We start from the raw sequence: 19,331 nt of genomic DNA, 5'->3' as shown, positions 1-19,331 counted from the left end.
GCCGGCGCCGCGCCGTCTCGCCGCCAAGGCCGCCAAGCCGGCGGCGCCGCGCGCCCGGCCCAAACAGTCCGCCAGCGAACCGGCCAACAGCGACGAGTGGGAAACCTTCTAAGCCAGCCGGGCGGGCTCAGCTCCGGCCGCGCCGTCGTTCCCGCGCATGCGGGAACCCATGCCGCGCCAGACAGCCCGAAGCGGCGGCACGAAGCGGGATCAGGTCCGGCACGAAGCGGGCACGGCACGAAGCGGGGTCAGAAGCGGGGTCAGTGCCGACATTCGTACACGTGCTCAGCAGCGAAGCGGGGTCAGGTCCGACATTCGTACACGTGCTCAGCAGTAGTCTGCTCTTCGAATGGTTCAGTTCGTGTCCGAATGTCGGCACTGACCCCGCAGCTGCGCAGCTGCATCCTGACCCCGCAGCTGACCCCGCAGCTGCGAAGTGCCCTCGCGGCGAGCCGCTAGGCTAGGCCGTGGCGCGCGCGCCAGGCCTTGAGCGCCGCGCGGTAGCTGTCCAGCTCGTCCTGGTACAGATCGTCCACGCAGTAGGTGCAGCCGCTGTGGCAGCAGGCGTCCGGCTCCGGCGACGCGGGTGCTTGCGGCATCGGGTCGTTGGCGTCGGCGGCGCTCGGCACCTGGGCTTGGGGGTCTTGTTGCATGGTACTGTTTCCTGAGTGTGTCAATCCATCGCCGGCAGCGCCAGCAGGGCCATGTTGCGGCCCTTTTCCTTGGCCCGGTACATGGCGCGGTCGGCCTGCCGCACCAGTTGCTCCGGCGTGTTGTGTTCGCTCGGCAGCAGCACCGCCACGCCGATGCTGATCGTCACCACGCCGAACGGCGAGCCGGCGTGCGGCAGTTGCAGCTTGAGCAACTCGGCGCAGATCGCTTCGGCCACGCCGAAGGCGTCGGCGCTGTCGGTGGCCGCCGCCAGCAGGGCGAATTCCTCGCCGCCGTAGCGCGCCACCAGGTCGGTGGTGCGGCGGCCGTGGCTGGTGATCAGCTCGGCGACGGCGCGCAGGCAGGCGTCGCCGGCCAGGTGGCCGTAATGGTCGTTATATTTCTTGAAGTGGTCGACGTCAAGCATGGTCAGCGCCACCGTCTGGCCGGTGCGCTCGGCGCGGCGCCATTCGCGTTCCAGCGCCAGGTCGAAGCCGCGGCGGTTGGCCACGCCGGTCAGGCCGTCGGTGGTGCTGAGCGCGGCCAGCTTGCGGTTCGACTCCTCCAGCTCGCCGGTGCGCTCCTCGACCAGTTGCTTGAGCTCGCGCTGCTGGCGGGTCACCCGCTTCAGGCGCAGGAGGTGCACGCCGAGCAGGGCGCCGACCACCAGCAGGCCGGCCAGCAGGCGGAACCACCAGCGCTGCCAGAACGGCGGCGTGATGGTGATCTGCAGCGTGGCCGGTTCGGCGTTCCACACGCCGCGGTGGTTGGCGGCCTTGACGCGGAACAGGTAGTTGCCGGGGTTGAGGTTGGTGTAACTGGCGACGCGGTGGGCGGCGTCGGCGGCGACCCAGTCGCGGTCGAAGCCCTGCAGCTGGTACAGGTAGCGGTTCTCGCCCGGCTCGGTGTAGTGCAGCGCGGCGAACTCGATGGCGAACACCGAGGCCTGGGCCGACAGGGTCAGCCGGGTCGGCGCCGTCAGCGGGCCTTCGATGGCGACGCCTTCGCCCAGGCCGCCGTCCTGCAGCGAGTGGCTGAACACGCTGATGTCGGTGATCGCCACCTGCGGCGCCACCGAGTCGCTGCGCACCGCCGAGGGGGTGACGGCGGTCATGCCGTGCACGCCGCCGAAGTACAACTGGCCGGCGGCGTCGAGCGTCGAGGAGCCGACGGTGAAGCCTTCGGTCAGGCCGTCCGAGGCGGTGAAGTGGCTGACCTTGCCGCTGCGCGGGTCGAGCCGGTACAGGCCGGCGATGGTGCTGCACCAGATGTTGCCGGCCAGGTCGTCGCGGATCGCCAGGATCTTCGCCGCGTGCATGGCCGCGGCGTAGGAGCGGAAGCCGACGGCGCCGTCCGGCCCGTCGAGCACCAGGTCGAGGCCCTTGCCGGTGCCGATCCAGACGCGGCCGGCGGCGTCCTGGTGCAGGCTGGAGATGTTGTCGTCGCTCAGGCCGGCGGCGGCGCCGTTGCTGTGGCGGAAGTGGCGGAACTTGCCCGTGCGCGGGTCGAGCAGGTCGAGGCCGCCGCCGTTCCACTCCGAGCCGGCCCAGACGCGGCCGGCGCTGTCCTCCAGCACCGCCGAGGTGCCGTTGACGCTGCGGCTGCTCGGGTCCTGCGGGTCGTGGTAGTAGATGCGGCGGGCGTCGCTGCGCGTGTTGTAGCTGACCAGGCTGTTGCCGGTGGCGAGCCACAGCACGTCGCCGGCGCCGGGCGCGATGAAGTTGATGAAGTCGCTGGCGGTGTTGCCGAAGTGGACCACCCGGAAGTCGCCGTCGGGCCGGTCGAGCCGGTTCAGGCCGTTCGAGGTGCCGGCCCACAGCGGCCCGGCGGCGGCGCCGTCGGCGCCGATGCGCTGGTACATGCTGTAGACGATGTTGTGGCTCAGCGCGCCGGGCCGCCGCTCGTCGGCGCGATAGTTCTTCAGCACGCTGCCGCTGGCCGGGTCGAACAGGCTCATGCCGACGTTGCCGCCGATCCAGACGCGGCCGGCCGGCGCCCGCGCCAGGCTGAGCAGGGCGTTGCTGGCCGGCATGGAGCGGCTGTCGATGCGGAACGGCACGTGGCGGGTGAAGCCGCCGCTGCTCAGGTTGGCCAGGCTGATGCCGTCGGTGAAGGAGGCGATCCACAGCATGCCGCCGCGGTCCTGCATGACGGCGCGCAGGTTGTCGCCGGGCAGGCTGTAGGGATCGTCGGCGGCGTGGACGAACTGGTCGAACTTGCCGGCCGCCGCGTTCCAGCGCAGCAGGCCGGCCGACAGGGTGGTGCACCACAGCGTGTCGCCGCTGTCGACGTAGAAGTTGGTGACGCGGCTGTAGGGCGCGGCGACGTTCTGTCGGGTCGACCAGTCGCTCTTGCCGTCCCAGCGCAGCACGCCCGACTCGGTGCCGATCCACAGCGCGCCCTGGCGGTCGAACTGCAGCGCGCGGACGATGTTGACGCGGGCGTCGGGCTTGGCCGCCGCGTCGACCTGGTAGTGGACGAAGCCGCCGGCGCCCGGCGCCAGGTAGTCCAGTCCGCCGGGCCAGGTGGCGGCCCAGATGCCGCCCTTGGCGTCGCGCGCCAGCGCGTTGATGTCGTTGCTGGCCAGGCTGTCGGGCCGGCCGGCGTCGTGGCCGTAGACCTCGAACTTGCCGCTGGCCGGGTCGAAGTGCTGCAGGCCGCCCCAACTGGCCACCCACATGCCGTCGGCGCCGTCGGCGACGATGCTTTTGATGATGCGGTGGTTGTTGGGCGCCTTGGCCGGGGTGAACACGGTGAAGTCGTTGCTGGCCGGGTTGAAGCGGGCCAGGCCGTTCTGCGTGCCGGCCCAGATGCGCCCGCGGCGGTCCTCGAACAGGGCGGAGACGCGGTCGTGCGGCAGGCTGCGCGGATTGGCCGGGTTGTTGCTGTACTTGACGGCGTGGTAGCCGTTATAGCGGTACAGGCCGTTGGTGTGGGTGCCGACCCAGACGTAGCCCTTGCGGTCCTGCATCAGCGACAGCATCGACGGCTCGTCGTCGCCCAGCGGGCCGAGCTTCTTGAAGCGCAGCGACGGCGCCGGCGCGGCCGGGGCGGCCAGCGCGCCCGGCGGCGGCGCGGCCAGCGCCGGGGCGGCCGGCGCCAGCGCCAGCAGCAGTGCCAGCGTCAGCGTCAGCAGCGCCGCCAGCAGCGTCAGCGGCGGCATCGACAATGCCGTCGACAACGCCGTCGACAGCGTCGTCAGCAGCGTCGTCAGCGGCGCGCCCGGCGCGCGGCGCGGCGGCGCGGAACAGGTCGGACAAAAACGGTTCATCTCGGGAACCGGCGGTGGGACGGGCATGGCGGGGGTATCCAATGGCGCAACTGGGCTTGCGGGGTGATTTGCGGGGAAATCTGATGTCGGGAAGGCAATTATAAGGGGCAGAATGACTATTATACATTCCAATCATGCAATGATTTCCATACAAAAAGTGCTGTTTTCGTGTGCAGTTGCGCCGATTTAGGGTATAGTTTACGGCGCTGATATTGTATCCATGTCTGCGCGCGCGATGTCGGCACGGCCGTCGTGGCGCTTCCTGTGTGGCGCCGCCGCCTGCCTTCGCCTCGCTCTCCCCATGTGTCGGTCCACCATCGCCCCGGAGCGCGCAGGTGCCTAGCCAGGCCCGGTTCCGGCCGGGCGCATGCCCTGGCCGCCGCACGCAGAAACTGTTGTTTATTGAAGAAAGCATGGCTGCCCGCTGGACGGAAGCCGACCAAAATCTATGTCCGAAAACGAGATCCAATCCCTGCCTGGCGCCGAGTCCGCCCCTGCCGCCGTCGCGGCGCCGCTCGCCGCCGTTGAAGCCGCCGCCGTCGCGGCCGCACCTGTCGAAGCCGTACCTGTCGAAGCCGTCCCTGTTCCTGTTGTACCTGTCGTCGCTGTCGAAGCCGCCGAAGCCGCCGAAGCCGCGCCCGTCGCCGCCGCACCCGCGCCGGTCGACGCGGCGCCGCTCGCCGCCGCCCCCGTCGCCGATGTCAAATTCGCCGACTTCGGCCTGTCGCCGCTGATCCTGCGCGCGCTGACCGACCAGGGTTATGTCCACCCGACGCCGATCCAGGCCCAGGCCATCCCCGTGCTGCTGCAAGGCCGCGACGTGATGGGCGCGGCGCAGACCGGCACCGGCAAGACCGCCGGCTTCGCCCTGCCGATCATCCAGATGCTGCTGGCCCACGCCAGCGCCAGCATGTCGCCGGCGCGCCACCCGGTGCGCGCGCTGATCCTGACGCCGACCCGCGAGCTGGCCGTGCAGGTGGCCGAGAACGTCAAGGCCTACGCCCAGCACACCCCGCTGCGCTCGACCGTGGTGTTCGGCGGCATGGACATGAAGGGCCAGACCACGATCTTGAAGGGCGGCGTCGAGATCGTCATCGCCACGCCGGGCCGCCTGCTCGACCACATCGAGCAGAAGAACATCTCGCTGGGCCAGGTGCAGATGCTGGTCATGGACGAGGCCGACCGCATGCTCGACATGGGCTTCCTGCCCGACCTGCAACGCATCATCAACCTGCTGCCCAAGCAGCGCCAGAACCTGATGTTCTCGGCCACCTTCTCGCCGGAGATCAAGAAGCTGGCCAACACCTTCCTGAACAATCCGCTGACCATCGAAGTGGCGCGCAGCAACCAGACCGCCGACAAGGTCAGCCAGGTGGTCTACAAGGTCGCCGACGAGCACAAGCGCGACGTCGTCGCCCACCTGCTGCGCCAGCGCGACCTGAAGCAGGTGATCATCTTCTCCAACACCAAGATCGGCGCCTCGCGCCTGGCGCGCAGCCTGGAGCAGGAGGGCATGAAAGCCACCGCGATCCACGGCGACCGCACCCAGCAGGAACGCATGGCCGCGCTCGACGCCTTCAAGAAGGGCGAGATCGACGTGCTGGTGGCCACCGACGTGGCGGCGCGCGGCCTCGACATTTCCGACCTGCCGTGCGTGATCAACTTCGACCTGCCGTACAACGCCGAGGACTATGTCCACCGCATCGGCCGCACCGGCCGCGCCGGCGCCTCCGGCGACGCCATCTCGATCTACTCGGACAAGGACGAGCGCCTGCTGATCGACATCGAGAAGCTGATCAAGCAGAGCATCAAGCGCGGCGAGCTGGTCGGCTTCACGCCGGGCGTCGGCCGCGGCGAGGAGCGCGGCAGCGAGCGCCGTCCGCGGCGCAGCGAAGGCGGCGAACGCGGCGCGCCGGCGGCGCGTCCGTTCGAACGCTCGGCCGAGCGCAGCGGCGGCGAACGCGGCGCCAGCGAGCGCGGCGGCATGGAACGCAGCGGCACCGAGCGCAGCAGCACCGAGCGCAGCAGCAGCAGCAGCGCCGACCGCGGCTTCGAGCGCGGTCCGCGTCCGGGCGGCCCGTCGTCGCGCCGCGACAAGACCGACCCGTGGTTCCTCAAGCCTTACGAGCCGGCCAAGAGCGCCGCGCCGGCGCCGAGCGCCTCGCTGGCCAGCGCCACCAGTGTCGGCGTCAAGCCGAAACAAAAGGTGGCGGCCCTGCTGGGCGGCCTGCCGAAACAGGCCCCGGCGCAGTAAGCGCGCCGTTGCGGCAGACGTGAAAAAAGCAGCCCGGGCTGCTTTTTTTACGTCCCTCGTCCGGGCGGCGGCCGGGCCGGCCGCCCCGGCGGCGCCGTTACAGCGCCTCGTGCAGCGCGCGCACGACGCGCTCCTGCTCCGCCTCCAGGCCGATCCACAGCGGCAGGCGCAGCAGGCGGTCGGACAGTTGGTCGGTCTGCGTCATGTCGCCGTGGAAGCGGCTGCGGACGCGGCCGGCCGGCGCGCTGTGCAGCGGCACGTAGTGGAACACGCTGTTGACGCCCTGGCGTTTCAGGTCGGCGATGACGCCGCCGCGCTGCTCCGGCGAGTCGAGCAGGATGTAGTACATGTGGGCGTTGTGGACGCAGCCCTGCGGCACGATCGGGCGGCGCAGCTTGCCGGCCGCCTCCAGCGGCGCCAGCGCGGCGTGGTAGGTGTCCCACAGCGCCAGGCGGCGCGCCGTGATGCTGTCGGCCTCCTCCATCTGCGCCCACAGGAAGGCGGCGATCACCTCGCCCGGCAGGTAGGACGAGCCGATGTCGACCCAGGTGTACTTGTCCACCTGGCCGCGGAAGAACTGGCTGCGGTTGGTGCCCTTCTCGCGGATGATCTCGGCGCGCTCGGCGAAGCGGGCGTCGTTGACCAGCAGCGCGCCGCCCTCGCCGGCGATGATGTTCTTGGTCTCGTGGAAGGAGTAGGCGCCCATGTGGCCGATGCTGCCCAGCGCGCGCCCCTTGTAGGTCGACATGATGCCCTGGGCGGCGTCCTCGATGACGATCAGATTGTGGCGCCGGGCGATCGCCATGATGGTGTCCATCTCGCAGGCCACGCCGGCGTAGTGGACCGGCAGGATCACCTTGGTGCGCGGCGTGATGGCCGCCTCGATCTTGGTTTCGTCGATGTTCAGCGTGTCGGCGCGGATGTCGACGAAGACCGGCACGGCGCCGCGCATGACGAAGGCGTTGGCGGTCGAGACGAAGGTGTAGGACGGCATGATGATCTCGTCGCCGGCCTCGACCTCGGCCAGCAGCGCGGCCATCTCCAGCGCCGCCGTGCAGGAGTGGGTCAGCAGGGCGCGGGCGGTGCCGGTGTGCTGCTCGAGCCAGCCGTGGCAGCGCTTGGTGAAGCTGCCGTCGCCCGACAGGTGGCCGTTGGTGTGCGCCTGGGCGATGTACCACAGCTCGCGGCCGGTCATGAAGGGTTTGTTGAACGGGATGGTTTGCATGGGGTCTCCGGTTAGCCCTGGGCGGCGACGACGGTGCCGACGCAGATCAGGGTGACGCCGATGAGCCTGGTCATCGACATCGGTTCATGGAACAGCCAGGCGCTCAAGGCGAGCACGATGACGAAATTGAGGCTCATGAAGGGGTAGGCATGGCTCAGCTGGAACTTGGTCATCGCCCCCATCCAGGCGATCGAGGCGAGGAAGGCGGCGGCGAAGGCGCTGACGATCCACGGGTTGAGCAGCAGGCGCAGCAGGAAGGCCAGCTTGCCGCCGCCGTCGGCGGGCAGTTCGCCGGCCTGCAGCACCTGCATCTTGATGGCGATCTGGCCGTACACGGTCAGGGCGATGGTCAGGGCGATATAGAGGTAGTTCATGGCTTTACTTGACGATGCGGTGGTAGATGTCCTGCGGCCGGCCGAACGAGAAGCCGAGCGAGGCGTACAGATTGAGCACGGCGACGTTGGCGGCCGAGATGGAGCTGGTCACGCGCTCGTGGCCGGCGTCGAACAGCTGTAGCGCCACCATGTGCCACCAGTGCTTGGCCAGGCCGCGGCCGCGCCAGGCCGGCGCCACCGCGTGCAGCACCAGGCTGTGGCCGTGGTGGCCGATGAAGCCGGCCAGTTGGCCGTCGGCGTACAGGCCATAGACGGCGTCGGCGGCGATCAGTTGGCTCAGCCAGCCGTCGTAGCGGCGCCGCGCGCCGGCCTGGTCCATGTTCAGGTCGCGCTGGAAGCGGCCGTGCGCAAAGGCGCCGTGGCAGATCGCCAGCGCGGCGGCGGCATTGAAGCCGGGCGCGGCGCAGTGGACCACACTCAGGCCGGCTGGCGCGGCGGTGGCCGGCGTGCGCAGCTGGGCCGCCGTGGCCGCCGTTTCGAGCAGCGTGTCGACGTAGTAGAAGCCGTGCTGCTGCAGCGCGCGTTTGTCGGCCAGCGGCTCGATCTTGGCGGTCTGGATGCCCGGCGTGACATCGGCCAGCGCCAGCGCGGCGGCCGAGTATTCGGCCAGCTCCCAGGCCGGCAGGCCGAAGGCCGCTTGGTCCCAGGGCGCGGGCGTCAGCAGCGCCATGGCAGCCTCAGTGTTCATGCAGCTGCCCGGCGTTGGCGGTGGCGCGGCGCACGATGTACAGCGGCCGCTTCTTGCTCTCGTCGAAGGTCTTGCCCAGGTAGACGCCGAGGATGCCGAGGATGCCGATGATCAGGCCGCCGATGAAGTAGAGCGAGACGATCAGGCTGGCCCAGCCGGGGATCGGCGAGCTGTGCAGCAGCGAGCGGCCGAGGATGAAGCTGCCGAAGCCGAACGATACGGCGGCCATGCTCAGGCCGAGCCGGGCCGCCATGCGCAGCGGCTTGTCGGAGTAGGCGATGATGGTGTCGGCGGCCAGCTTCCACAGCTTGGCGAAGGTGTAGGTCGACTGGCCTTCGAGGCGTTCGTCGTGGCGCACTTGGATGCCGGTGGTGGGGAAACCCATCCACTGCACATGGCCGCCGAAAAAGCGCAGCTGCTCGCGCATGCGGTTGAAGTTGCGTACCACCTGACGAGACATGATGCGAAAATTGCCGCTGTCGCCGTCGAAGTCGATGTCGGCCAGATAGCTGAACAGGCGGTAGAACAGCCACGAGGTGAAGCGCTTGAGCAGCGGGTCCTGACGCGCACCGCGCAGCGCCAGTACCACGTCGTAGCCTTCCTGGGCCTTGGCGTACAGTTGGGGGATTTCCTCCGGCTGGTCTTGCAGGTCGCAGTCCATCACCACCGCCCACTCGCCGCGGCAGTGATCGAGGCCGGCCGTGATGCCATAGTGCTGGCCGAAGTTGCGGCTGAACTGCAGGCCGATAACCCGGCTATCGGCCTGCGCCAAACGTTCGATGACGGACCACGAGCGGTCGCCGCCGCAGTCTTCGACCAGGATGATTTCGAAGTGCGGGCTGATCGTCTCGAGGGCCGTGCGCAGGCGTTGGTATAGTTCGTCGAGCATCTTTTCGGCCTTGTAGACCGGAATGACGACCGAAATGACGGGTACTGTTACTGACATGATGGGCTTTCTGCTTTACTTTCTGCGAAGATGATGGCTCAGTCGGCGCTCAGGTCGCGGCGAAGTTCCACCTCGCTGACCTTGAGCAGGCCGCCGCCTTGTTTGATGACGCGAAACTCTAGCGGATCGAGCGGCTGTTTGGTGTTGAAGCGCAAGGTCAGCTTTTGCCGGCCCGGCTGAGTGATGGCTTGCTGTGCCAGCACATAGCCGCCGGCATTGATGCAGACATCGACGTGGCCGAAAGTTTGTGCCTGGCCGGTGGCCTCGACATCGAAGCTGACCAGGTAGGTGCCGGGCACGACGCCGCTGGTTGGGCCGAACATCAGCGCGCCGCGTTCGGCATCCTGTGCCACCAGTGCGGCCGGCTGGCCCGCTACGCTCTGCAGTGCGCCGATTTGATGCGGGGTGGCGGCGGTCATTTTGCTCTTGCGCGGTGTGCGCGCCTCGAAATCCCAGGACGTTATCGTCGCCGCCAGGTTATCGGCGAAGACATAAATCGTCCAACCATCTTCAAAGCGTAGCGTGCGCAGCGGTTGGCCGGCCAGGCTGAACAGGCGCGGCAGGTCGACATCCTGGAGCTGGGAATCGGGCAGCACCAGGAAGGTTTCGCCCTGCCAGGCTTCCGGACGGTACCAGCGGTTCGACGACAGCGTCCGCATCGGCATCGGCACGCCGGTTTCAAGACTGACCTGGCGCACCTTGACGTGTTGCTGGCTCAGCACCGTCACCTTGCCGGCGTTCCAGAACGTGGCGTAGCCGTAGTGCAGTTTGTTTTCTTCGAGGAAAGCGCCGAGCCGTTTGTGGGCATCCACATACGGGGTCTTGCGCAGCGGGAAGCGGTAATGGTCATCGAAGGCCTTGATGTATACCATGGGCGCGCTGGTGCCCAGCACGGCGATGGCGAACAGGCCGATCACACGGGTGCGCACGGCGATGCCGGGCTGGTCGAATATCGTGCCGGCCAGCAGGATCATCATGAACAGCAGGGTTGGCACCAGATAGCGCACCGACGCTTCCGGCGCCGACATGTCGGCCAGTGAGGTGGTCAGGATCAGCAGCAGGTTGCCGGCCAGCGAGACCAGCGTGAAGACGGCAAAATACATGCGGCTGCGTTGCTGCGCCTGGATGGCGTTGAGTACCGACCAGGGCAGCAGCACCAGCATGGACACCGCCGCCAGCATGCGCAGCAAGGTATACGCGCCGGAGACGGAGATCACTTTGGCTTCCGCCGCGGGCAGGCCGTCGAATAGCGTCAGGATGCCGCGCACGGTGCCCATGGCATTGTTGATGATGCTGTTGGAGGGCAGCCAGTGGATGACGGTCAGGCCGCTGTCGATGTGGACTAGGCGGCGAATATAGCAGTGCAGGGCGATGCCGGTGATCGAGCCTAGCGCCAGAACTAGCAAATGGCGCCCGGACCTGCTCGGCTGGTGGACGCTGGCCGCTGCGCTGCTGCTGCTGCTGCTGCTGCGGTAGTGGTCTAGGCCGTGCAGCGCCAGCGCGGCGGTCAGCAGCGGCAAACCGTAGTACATCAGCGCGCGTTGCGGATTGGCCCAGAACACCAGCAGCGCCATCACAAACGTGGACACGCTCCAGCCCAGTACGGCACGGCCCTGTGCGGCATTCAGCCGCCAGTAGGAATACAGCAGGAAGCAGCCCATGTAGTACATCGAGCCATAGGCGGCCTGACCGAATACGTGCTCGGCGAAGATCACCGACATGCCGCTGCTGATCAGGATGGTGCTGACTAGGCGTGCGGCGCGGCTCTGTTCGAGCATTCCGGTGACGAGCCAGGTCGCCAGCAGGATCAGCGTGGCCGAGACGACGTCGGAAAAAGCGTGCAGAGCGAAGCCGTTCTCGAACCAGCCCAGCAGCGGCACGATGAAGGTTTGTGTGTAGAACACCCACAGGTCGTTGTTGACGTAATTCCAGTCGCGGGGGAAATACTGGCCGGTTTCCCAGATTTCCTGCGCCAGCAAATTTTTGACCGCCGAATCAGAATGGAACATCACCTGATAATCAAAGGTTAGAAAGACGAGTAGTAGCAAAAAATTGATGCCAAGGATTATCGGCAGTACGCGTTGACTCAGGAGGCGATAAACTTGTTGGCGTGGGGGCATGAGAGGTAAGGACAGGAAAAGGAAAGTGGATTATATGTCAGTAATGCAACTCTAGGAGCAATGCCGGCTGATTTCCTAGGTCCTGGCGGCGCAAAAAAACGGACTGGCGTATTGTAGGGTTTATCGCTCTTCACTGTGTCGTCCTGGGGCAGGCAGAATTGGTAAAATTTTGTAGGCGGATCTTATGGCAGCAGGGTCGGCGCCAGTTTGTACCAATCTTGCTCCATTACAATTCGTAACAAATTCTCGCTGCTGGCGCGCCAGGTTTGCCAGGGCAGGGCGCGCGCATCGGGCAGCGTGCCGGCTGCGCGCCGCGCCAGCCACTGATGCAGTGCCGCCGCCAGTTCGACGCCGGCGCCGTCGAAGTAGACGGCGTGCCCGCCGCACACCTCGCGGAACACCGGGATGTCGCGTGCCAGGATGGGCAGGCCGTGCTGGGCCGCCTCGATCAGCGGTAGGCCGAAGCCCTCGCCGGCCGAGGCGGCCAGCAGCGCCGCGCACTGCTGGTACAGCTGCAGCAGCGCGGCGTCGCTGGCGGCGGGCAGCCAGAATAGGCGCTGGCCCAGCTCGGCATGGTCGAGCAAGCGTTGTTGTAGGTGCTCGGTCAGCCAGCCGGGCTTGCCGACGACGACCAGGCTGGCGTCGCCGCCCTGGCGCCATAGCAGCTCGAAGGCGTCGAGCGCCTGGGCGTGCATCTTGCGCGGCTCCAGCGTGCCGACCATCAGGAAGGCCGGCCGCTGCGCCAACCGCGCCAGCACCGCCTGCTCGGCGGCGGCCGGCGCGGCGCCGGCCGGCAGCTCGGCGGCCAGGTCGGCGCCGAGGTGGAAGTAGCCGACCCGCAGCGCGGCCGGACGCACCACGGCGGCCTGTTCCAGCCAGGCCAGCAGTTCGTCGGCGACCGCGCGCGAGATGCACAGCAGGCCGTCGGCCAGCGCGGCGACGGTGTCGAGCCAGCGGCTGAACCAGGGCGCAGCGCCGGGCGCGAACATGGCCGGCAGGGTTAGCGGCAGCAGGTCGTAGACGACGAAGTACAGGCCGACGCCGTGGCGGCGCAGGTCTGCGAAGACGGCGCGGTTGAGCGGCACCTGATCGGGGCAAAGGTCGAGGCCGAGGAAGATGTCGCCGGCGCGCACGCTGATCGGCGCGCCCTCGGCGGCGCTGCCGCCGTGGCATGCCGTGTAGGCATAGTGGCCGCCGGCGTCGTACACCGGGCAGACGCGCAGGCCGGCCGGCGGTGCCGCCAGCAGGGCGCGCAGGGTGTTGCGCACCAGCCGCTGGATGCCGGACTGATCGTCGTGGCGGTGCAGCACCGACAGGTCGACCAGCAACTGCCGTTCGGCGCCAGCGCCTTGTTCCGGGCCGGCCATCCTAGCTTGCCTCTGCCGTTAGCGGAGCGGCCGCCGTCGCGCCGCCCGGCGCCAGCGCTGCCGTTAGTTGCGCCAGGGCGGCCTCGGTGTCGTCGCCGGCCGGCAGCGCCAACTGGCGCACGCCGCGGTTGGCCAGCGTGGCGGCGGCGATGGCCGGCGCGGCAGCGTACGGGCTGAGCAGGTAGTCGCCGGCGCGCAGCTCGGCGGCGCCCTCGTCGAGCACCAGCTCGGGCCGCTCGATCAGCGCCAGCGCGTAGCGCCGCGCGTAGCGGTAGTGGTCGTGCCGCCACAGCACCGGTTCGACCCGGTGGCCGTCCGGCGGTGCCGCCAGCAAGCGCAGCAGCAGCGCCTCCTGGGCCGCCGCGTCGGCCGGCCGGCGCGTCGAGTCGGCCAGCGCGCTGACGTCGACCAGCACCTGCGGCTGGCCGGCGCGCGGCCGGTTGGCGGCGATGCAGCTGGCGGTGGCCAGCAGGTCGGCCTCGTCGGGGCCGACGGCGCCGTCGATGGCGGCCAGTGCCGCCAGCAGCTCGCGCTCGGCGGTGTGGGCGCCGTCGCGGGCGAATTCTTCGATGGCGTCGCGATAGGCCACGCCGATGCGCGCCGGGTGGTGCAGCGCCGCCATGTAGGCGCCGGCTTCGTCCGACAGCAGGGCGCGCAGCGCCGGCTCGCGGCGCAGGCGCAGCAGGGCGGCGGCCAGGTCGTCCCGGCTGAAGCGGTCGGCCAGGCGGATGGCGACGTGAGCCGGCACTTCGGCCGCCGAGCCGTGCGCGTTGATCACCGTCGGCAGGCGGAACGACAGGCAATCGAGCACGGTGGCCGAGGTCTCGCCGCGCGAACGGCTGCGCAGCTGCACGGCGGCGTCGGCCGCTGCCAGGTAGAGGCGGTAGCTGTCCTGGCTGGCGAAGCCGGTGATGCTGACGTTGCTGCCGGCGATGCGCTGTTCGAGCGCGCGGCCGAACTGCAGCGCGTCGTTCTCGCCGACGAACACCAGGCGGGCATCGGTGTCGCTGGCCAGCGCGCTGCCCAGCCAGGCCTCGACGATCTGGTCGTTGCACTTGGTGACGGCCAGCATGCCGAACGAGCAGACCACGAACTGGCCGTCCGGGATCCCCAGCAGGCGCCGCGCGGCGGCCTTGTCGATCCGCTCGGGCAGCATGCGCAGCAGCGGGATCATGCGCCAGTCGGCGGCGCTGCCGGCGCCATACCAGTGCTCGGCCAGCTGGCGCGAGTGCTGCGAGTGGACGATGATGCCGGCGGCATGGTCGAGTACGCTGCGGTTGCATGGGTACTGGTAGATCGAGGCCTCCAGTCCGTCGGCGCGCTCGTCGATCAGGGCGCGGTAGCCGTGCGACAGGTAGAGGGCGCGGCTGTAGGCGTTTGGATAGGGACTGGCGCCGGCGGCGTAGTTGGTGATGCCGCTCATGAAGAAGTCGTGCAGCACCACCACGCCGGGGTGGCGTTCGAGCAGGCCGAACATGTGCTGGTGGAAGGCCGAGTTGCCGAAGTGGTAGACGATGCGGTCGTACTCGCCGGCGTGGCCGTCGAACCACTCGACCGAGCGCTGGGCGAAGTTGGCGTCCAGCCAGGGCTCGCCGACCTTGTCCTGTGCCAGCACCACGTCGATTTCGTAGTAGCGCGCCAGTTCGGGCAGCAGGTCGGCGCTGTAGTCGGCGATGCCGGAGCGTTCAGGCGGCAGCGGCGAGACATAGGCCAGGCGCGGCCGCCGGCCCGTCGCGGCGACGGCGCCGCTGGCGCCCTGGCGGGCGGCGTGGCAGTCCTCGAAGGCGGCCAGCGCGGTCTTGGCGCTGGCGTCCCAGGAGAACAGCTTGGCCTGTTCCAGGCCGTGCGCGGCCAGCGTGGCGGCGAAGCCGGCGTCGTCCAGCACCTGGGCCATCTTGGCGCTGATGGCGGCCACGCTGGTCGGGTCGAACAGCGCGTCGGCGCGCCCGATCACTTCGGGGATGCTGCTCGAATCCGAGCCGATCACCGGCACGCCGCACTGCATCGCCTCCAGCGCCGGCAGGCCGAAGCCCTCCTGCAGCGAGGGGAAGACGAACAGCGCGGTGCTGTTGTAGAGCGAGACCAGGTCGTCGTCGGAGACGAAGCCGGTCAGCACCAGGTCGCCGTCCGGCAGGCCCAGCTTGGTGGCCAGTTGCTGCAGGCGGTGGCGGTCGGTCGGCTGGATGCTGCACACCACGGCCAGTTGGTGGCCGCGCCGCAGCGCCTCGGGCAGCATGGCGTAGGCCTCGATCAGGCCCTCGATATTCTTGCGGTAATCGACGCCGCCGGTGTACATGATGAAGCGGCGACTCAGGCCGTAGCGGGCGCGCAGCGCCGTCGCCGCGTCCTCGCTCAGCTGGCGCGGGCGGAAGATGGGGTCGACCGCCGACGAGATGTTGACGATGCGCTCGGCCGGCAGTTGCAGCGCGGCGAGGCCCTCGCGGCGCGAGTGGCCGGAGATGGCCAGCAGCAGCTCGGCGTTCTTCAGGCCCTGCAGCTTGCGGTAGTACCAGGCGGCGGCGCGCGGCTCGGTCAGGTAGACGTCCTTGCGCAGCAGCGGGATCAGGTCGTACAGCGTGACGGCGCTGGCGAAGCGGCCGCTGCTCGGCGGGCAGGCGGCGACGGCATCGTCGCTGAGGCCCTCGAACAGGCTGGCCAGGTGCACCACGTCCGGCTTCAGGCCGGCCAGGTAGTGCTGGCGCAGGCGCTCGGCGGCGCGGGCGCGCCAGGCGTTGCGCGGGTCGTACTCGGCGACCGGCGCCAGCATGTCGAAGACGTGGATGCGCTCGGCCGGCAGCAGGGTGTCGAAGGCGGCACGCACGGCTGTCGCGCCGGCGTCGAACTGGCCGTTGAGGGCCAGGTGCAGCTCGTGTCCGCCGCATTGGCGCGCCATCGCCTGGGCCAGCGCCATCGAGTAGCGGCCAATGCCGCGGTGCATGCTGGCGGCCTGGCAGGCCTGCAGGTCAAGAATGATACGCATAGGGTTCCGGAACGCTTAGGGGTGGCGGGGGGGCAGGACGCGCTTGAGCTGGTCGTAGACCTGGCGGGCGGCGGCCGGCAACTGCTGCAGCTCGGCGCGCGGCGCCGCGGTCTCGGGCGCTACCGGGCGGGCGCTGGCGCGCATGGCCAGGGTGCGTGCCAGGCCGACCAGGCGCGGGAAGCGGCCGATCTGGCGGCGCAGGAAGTAGGCCAGCGCTGGCCGCGCGGTGACGAAGCCGAGCGCGCCGCGCGCCGCGCCGCGGACGGCGCCGGTCAGCGCGGCGCGCAGGCGCCGGCGCAGGCCGGCCACAGCGTGGCGCAGGCGCCAGCTCAGGTGCTGCCGGCGCCCGCGCAGATACTTGGCCAGCTTGACGGCGCCGCGCAGCGGCTTGGACCAGCGCCAGGCCAGGCTGCCGTAGATGCCGCGCAACTCGGCGTCGACGCGTACGCCGTGGTCGGCCGCGTGGGCGGCACGTGCCTCGGCCAGGGCGGCGCGCGCCTCGGCCTGTTCGGCGCGCGCCAGCGTGCCGGCCAGCCGCACGTTGAGCGCGGCCTCGCTGCGGGCGCTGTCGTCGCGCAGGCGGCTGAATCGGCCCTCGGCCTGCTCGGCGCGCTCGCGCCAGCCGCGCTCGTGGGCGGCGACCCAGGCGTTGGCGTCGGCGGCGGCCTGCTCGGCGGCGGCGGTGCGGCGGCGCCACTCGGTCAGCGGATGGGCGTAGTGGTGGCCCTCGTACAGCTGGAACTGGTCGGCGTCGTGCGGCGCCAGCGTCAGCGCGGCGGCCAGCGCGGCCTGCTCGGCGGCGACGTAGTAATCCTTCTGGCCGTCGCGGTAGGCCAGCGTGTAGCCGGCCGCCGTCAGCGCCGGCGCGGCGTCAGCCGGGGTGCCGCGCAGCAGCACGATCCAGGGCCGCCAGCGGCGCCAGTCCATTCCGGCCAGCACCGCCGCCTCGTCGCCGTTGACGGCGATGTTGAGAAAGTGGATGGCGCCCTCGGCGTGCTCGGCGCAGACCTCGGCCAGCGTGGTCAAGCCGGCTTCGCGCAGTTGCACCGGCTGGCCGTCGGCGCGGCAGGCGCGGGCCTGCTCGGCCAGGAAGCCGGAGCGCTCGCTGTCGGGCGCGTCGTAGAAGGTGGCGGCGGCGCTGGCCGCGGCGGCGGCGCCCAGCGCCAGGTTGACGTCGGCCGGGCGCGCCGCGCGCAGGCGGGCGTGCAGCGCCGGCGCCGGCTCCAGGTTGACGCCGCGCCAGCCGCGCTGGTAGAAGGCCTGGGTCACCGAACCGTGCAGCGGGTCGGCGGCGCCGACGTCCAGGTAGAAGCCGGCCTCGACGTGGCGCAGTGCGCGCCACAGCAGCACGTCCTCGAAGTTCGGCGCATAGGAGATGAAGGGCATGGGGGACCTCAGTGGCGGGTGATGGCCAGCTCGGGCGCCAGCCAGGTGCAGCCCTCGAAATACGGCAGCTGCAGGTTCATGACGTTGAACACCAGCGCCAGGTCGCGCCACTCGTAGTTGTCGACCAGGTGGGTGTCGGCACTGTGCAGGGCGGTGGCCACCGAGTAGCTGCCCGGCCCCAGGTTGAGGGCGAAGCAGAAGTCCACCGTCAGCCGCTCGCCGGCGGTTACCGCCCCGATCGGCCGGCCCAGGTGGTGGGTGTTGGTGCCGAAGATGTTCTGGCCGAGCCGGTCCTTGATGCGGATGCCCAGCGTCAGGTTGGCGATGTCGGCCTGGATTGCCACCGTCACGCGCAGGCGCACCGGGGCGGCGGCGCCGAGCATCTCGGCGCGCTCGCCCTGTTCGTTGAGCATGGTGATGTCGGCCACGGTCGCCTCGCCGGTGCCGGAGATGGTCTGCACCTTGCCGCTGTCGGTGGTCTCCTGGCGGACCGTCTGGTTCTCCTTCTCGGCGATCATGGCGTTGTACAGGTCCATGATTTCCTCGGGCGGGCCTTCCTTGCTGACGCGGCCGCCGTCGAGCAGGATGGCGCGGTCGCACACCGACTGGATCGCCCCCTTGTCGTGCGAAACGATCAGCAGGGTGGTGCCCTCGGCGCGGAAGGCGCGGATGCGCTCAAAGCTCTTGTGCTGGAAGTAGGCGTCGCCGACCGACAGCGCCTCGTCGACGATCAGCACGTCGGGCCGCTTGGCGGTGGCGACGGCGAAGGCCAGGCGCATCTGCATGCCGCTCGAATACACCCGCACCGGCTGGTCGATATAGTCGCCGATCTCGGCGAAGGCTTCGATCTCGGGCATCAGTGCGGCCAGTTCGGCCACCGTCAGGCCGATCAGCTGGCCGGCCATGAAGACGTTCTGCCGGCCGCTGAAGTCGGGATGGAAGCCCATGCCCAGTTCGAGCATGGCGGCGACCCGGCCTTGCATGGCGACGCTGCCGGTGCTGGCGGCGGCGGTGCCGGTGATCAGCTTGAGCAGGGTGCTCTTGCCGGCGCCGTTGACGCCGATGATGCCCAGCGCCTGGCCCGGTTCGACCGAGAAGCTGATGTCGCGCAGCACGTGGATCTGCTGGTGGCGCGGGCCGGCGAACGGCAGCAGCCATTCGAGCAGGCGGGCGCGGTGGTTCGGGTAGCGCTTGTAGGCCTTGCCCAGATTGTTGACTTGTATGCTACCGTTCACAGTTCATCCACCATTTCTCCCGCGCGCAGGCGGAACAGTTGCAGGCCGAGCAGGCACAGCGCGACGGCCAGCAGGGCCACCGGCAGCAGGCCGGCCCAGTGCGGCCAGCGGCCGTTGACCAGGATCTCCTGGCAGGCCAGGATCAGCGGCGCCATCGGATTCCACACCAGCAGCGCACGCGCCTCGGGCGGCAGCACCGTGGCCGGGTAAACCACCGGGGTGAACCAGAACCAGAACTGCAGCGCGATGGTGAAGAACTGGGCGACGTCGCGGAAGAACACGTTGAGTACGCCGAGGATCAGACCCAGGCCGATGGCGAACAGCACCAGCACCAGCAGCACCGGCAGCAGCGCTAAATAGGGCCAGCCGGGGAAGTTGCCCGACAGGACGAGGAAGCCGGTGAACAGGCCGAAGATGATGGCGAAGTTGACGCCGGCGTTGAGCACGACGATGACCGGCAGGCAGATGCGCGGGAAATTGATCTTCTTGATCAGGCCGGCGTGTTCGAGGAACATGTTCTGCGCCCGCCCGGTGATCTCGGCGAACAGGCCCCAGGTCAGCACGCCGGCGCACAGGTAGATGCTGTAGGCGAAGGTCGAGCTGCTGCCCGGCAGGCGCGAGTGCATCACCTGGGCGAACACCACGGTATAGACGACGATCATCGCCAGCGGGCTGAGCACCGTCCAGGCGGCGCCGAGGATGGAGTTGCGGTACTTGATCTGGAATTCGCGCTTGACGCTGCCGCTGATGAAGCCGCGATAGTTGGCCAGGTTGCGCAGGAGCGCCAGCGCCATCATGGGCGCGCTCCGGCGG

Annotated in this window: 13 protein-coding genes; 1 reads left to right on the top strand and 12 read right to left on the bottom strand. The window is 69.3% G+C overall.

Features of this window, described 5'->3' with window-relative positions; genetic code table 11:
* Positions 1–455 precede the first annotated feature (455 nt).
* Both H7U20_RS24420 and H7U20_RS24415 read right to left on the bottom strand, forming a co-directional pair.
* Complete coding sequence (locus tag H7U20_RS24420) at positions 456–653, bottom strand: oxidoreductase-like domain-containing protein (RefSeq protein WP_199761740.1); 198 nt, start codon at positions 651–653, stop codon at positions 456–458.
* Positions 654–673: 20 nt separating this feature from the next.
* Positions 674–3,949, bottom strand: coding sequence for a ligand-binding sensor domain-containing diguanylate cyclase (locus H7U20_RS24415; protein WP_233411049.1), 3,276 nt, complete (start codon positions 3,947–3,949; stop codon positions 674–676).
* Between the two features lie 421 nt (positions 3,950–4,370).
* Between H7U20_RS24415 and H7U20_RS24410 the strand changes: the two genes are divergently transcribed.
* Positions 4,371–6,176 carry a DEAD/DEAH box helicase gene (locus tag H7U20_RS24410; RefSeq protein WP_233411048.1) on the top strand — a complete coding sequence of 602 codons (1,806 nt, stop codon included), beginning with the start codon at positions 4,371–4,373 and terminating at the stop codon, positions 6,174–6,176.
* A gap of 97 nt (positions 6,177–6,273) precedes the next feature.
* Here H7U20_RS24410 and rffA read toward each other — a convergent pair whose 3' ends face one another.
* From rffA to H7U20_RS24360, 10 genes are all read right to left on the bottom strand, one after another.
* A complete protein-coding gene (gene rffA / locus H7U20_RS24405) occupies positions 6,274–7,401 on the bottom strand; it encodes a dTDP-4-amino-4,6-dideoxygalactose transaminase (RefSeq protein ID WP_199761739.1) in 1,128 nt (375 codons plus the stop codon).
* An 11-nt stretch (positions 7,402–7,412) separates the two neighbouring features.
* Positions 7,413–7,775 (bottom strand): DMT family transporter, encoded by a 363-nt coding sequence (locus H7U20_RS24400; protein WP_199761738.1) that lies wholly within the window; start codon positions 7,773–7,775, stop codon positions 7,413–7,415.
* 4 nt (positions 7,776–7,779) lie between these two features.
* A complete protein-coding gene (locus H7U20_RS24395; RefSeq protein ID WP_199761737.1) occupies positions 7,780–8,484 on the bottom strand; it encodes a GNAT family N-acetyltransferase in 705 nt (234 codons plus the stop codon).
* A complete protein-coding gene (locus tag H7U20_RS24390; protein ID WP_199761736.1) occupies positions 8,474–9,430 on the bottom strand; it encodes a glycosyltransferase family 2 protein in 957 nt (318 codons plus the stop codon). Before H7U20_RS24390 ends, H7U20_RS24395 begins: the two co-directional genes overlap by 11 nt.
* 38 nt (positions 9,431–9,468) lie before the next feature.
* Positions 9,469–11,439, bottom strand: coding sequence for a hypothetical protein (locus tag H7U20_RS24385; protein WP_199761735.1), 1,971 nt, complete (start codon positions 11,437–11,439; stop codon positions 9,469–9,471).
* Positions 11,440–11,732: 293 nt separating this feature from the next.
* Positions 11,733–12,917 carry a glycosyltransferase family 4 protein gene (locus H7U20_RS24380; RefSeq protein WP_199761734.1) on the bottom strand — a complete coding sequence of 395 codons (1,185 nt, stop codon included), beginning with the start codon at positions 12,915–12,917 and terminating at the stop codon, positions 11,733–11,735.
* A 1-nt stretch (position 12,918) separates the two neighbouring features.
* The gene (locus tag H7U20_RS24375; RefSeq protein ID WP_199761733.1) at positions 12,919–15,897 is read right to left on the bottom strand and encodes a glycosyltransferase; all 2,979 of its coding nucleotides are present in this window, start codon (positions 15,895–15,897) and stop codon (positions 12,919–12,921) included.
* Between the two features lie 15 nt (positions 15,898–15,912).
* Entirely contained in the window at positions 15,913–17,283 is a 1,371-nt protein-coding gene (locus H7U20_RS24370; RefSeq protein ID WP_199761732.1) for an FkbM family methyltransferase, read from the bottom strand.
* 8 nt (positions 17,284–17,291) lie between these two features.
* Positions 17,292–18,518 carry an ABC transporter ATP-binding protein gene (locus H7U20_RS24365; protein ID WP_199761731.1) on the bottom strand — a complete coding sequence of 409 codons (1,227 nt, stop codon included), beginning with the start codon at positions 18,516–18,518 and terminating at the stop codon, positions 17,292–17,294.
* On the bottom strand, positions 18,515–19,315 hold the full coding sequence (locus H7U20_RS24360) for an ABC transporter permease (protein ID WP_199761730.1): 801 nt from the start codon (positions 19,313–19,315) through the stop codon (positions 18,515–18,517). Before H7U20_RS24360 ends, H7U20_RS24365 begins: the two co-directional genes overlap by 4 nt.
* Positions 19,316–19,331: the final 16 nt, after the last annotated feature.

Origin of the sequence: Rugamonas violacea (assembly GCF_016461825.1) — a bacterium.
Lineage (GTDB): Bacteria > Pseudomonadota > Gammaproteobacteria > Burkholderiales > Burkholderiaceae_D > Rugamonas.
This window is presented reverse-complemented; position numbering and strand designations above follow the sequence as displayed.

What these genes read in the sequence shown, in the direction of transcription:
- H7U20_RS24420 (WP_199761740.1), bottom strand. Translation starts at nt 653, where the DNA reads ATGCAACAAGACCCCCAAGCCCAGGTGCCGAGCGCCGCCGACGCCAAC.
- H7U20_RS24415 (WP_233411049.1), bottom strand. Translation starts at nt 3,949, where the DNA reads ATGCCCGTCCCACCGCCGGTTCCCGAGATGAACCGTTTTTGTCCGACC.
- H7U20_RS24410 (WP_233411048.1), top strand. Translation starts at nt 4,371, where the DNA reads ATGTCCGAAAACGAGATCCAATCCCTGCCTGGCGCCGAGTCCGCCCCT.
- rffA (WP_199761739.1), bottom strand. Translation starts at nt 7,401, where the DNA reads ATGCAAACCATCCCGTTCAACAAACCCTTCATGACCGGCCGCGAGCTG.
- H7U20_RS24400 (WP_199761738.1), bottom strand. Translation starts at nt 7,775, where the DNA reads ATGAACTACCTCTATATCGCCCTGACCATCGCCCTGACCGTGTACGGC.
- H7U20_RS24395 (WP_199761737.1), bottom strand. Translation starts at nt 8,484, where the DNA reads ATGAACACTGAGGCTGCCATGGCGCTGCTGACGCCCGCGCCCTGGGAC.
- H7U20_RS24390 (WP_199761736.1), bottom strand. Translation starts at nt 9,430, where the DNA reads ATGTCAGTAACAGTACCCGTCATTTCGGTCGTCATTCCGGTCTACAAG.
- H7U20_RS24385 (WP_199761735.1), bottom strand. Translation starts at nt 11,439, where the DNA reads ATGTTCCATTCTGATTCGGCGGTCAAAAATTTGCTGGCGCAGGAAATC.
- H7U20_RS24380 (WP_199761734.1), bottom strand. Translation starts at nt 12,917, where the DNA reads ATGGCCGGCCCGGAACAAGGCGCTGGCGCCGAACGGCAGTTGCTGGTC.
- H7U20_RS24375 (WP_199761733.1), bottom strand. Translation starts at nt 15,897, where the DNA reads ATGCGTATCATTCTTGACCTGCAGGCCTGCCAGGCCGCCAGCATGCAC.
- H7U20_RS24370 (WP_199761732.1), bottom strand. Translation starts at nt 17,283, where the DNA reads ATGCCCTTCATCTCCTATGCGCCGAACTTCGAGGACGTGCTGCTGTGG.
- H7U20_RS24360 (WP_199761730.1), bottom strand. Translation starts at nt 19,315, where the DNA reads ATGATGGCGCTGGCGCTCCTGCGCAACCTGGCCAACTATCGCGGCTTC.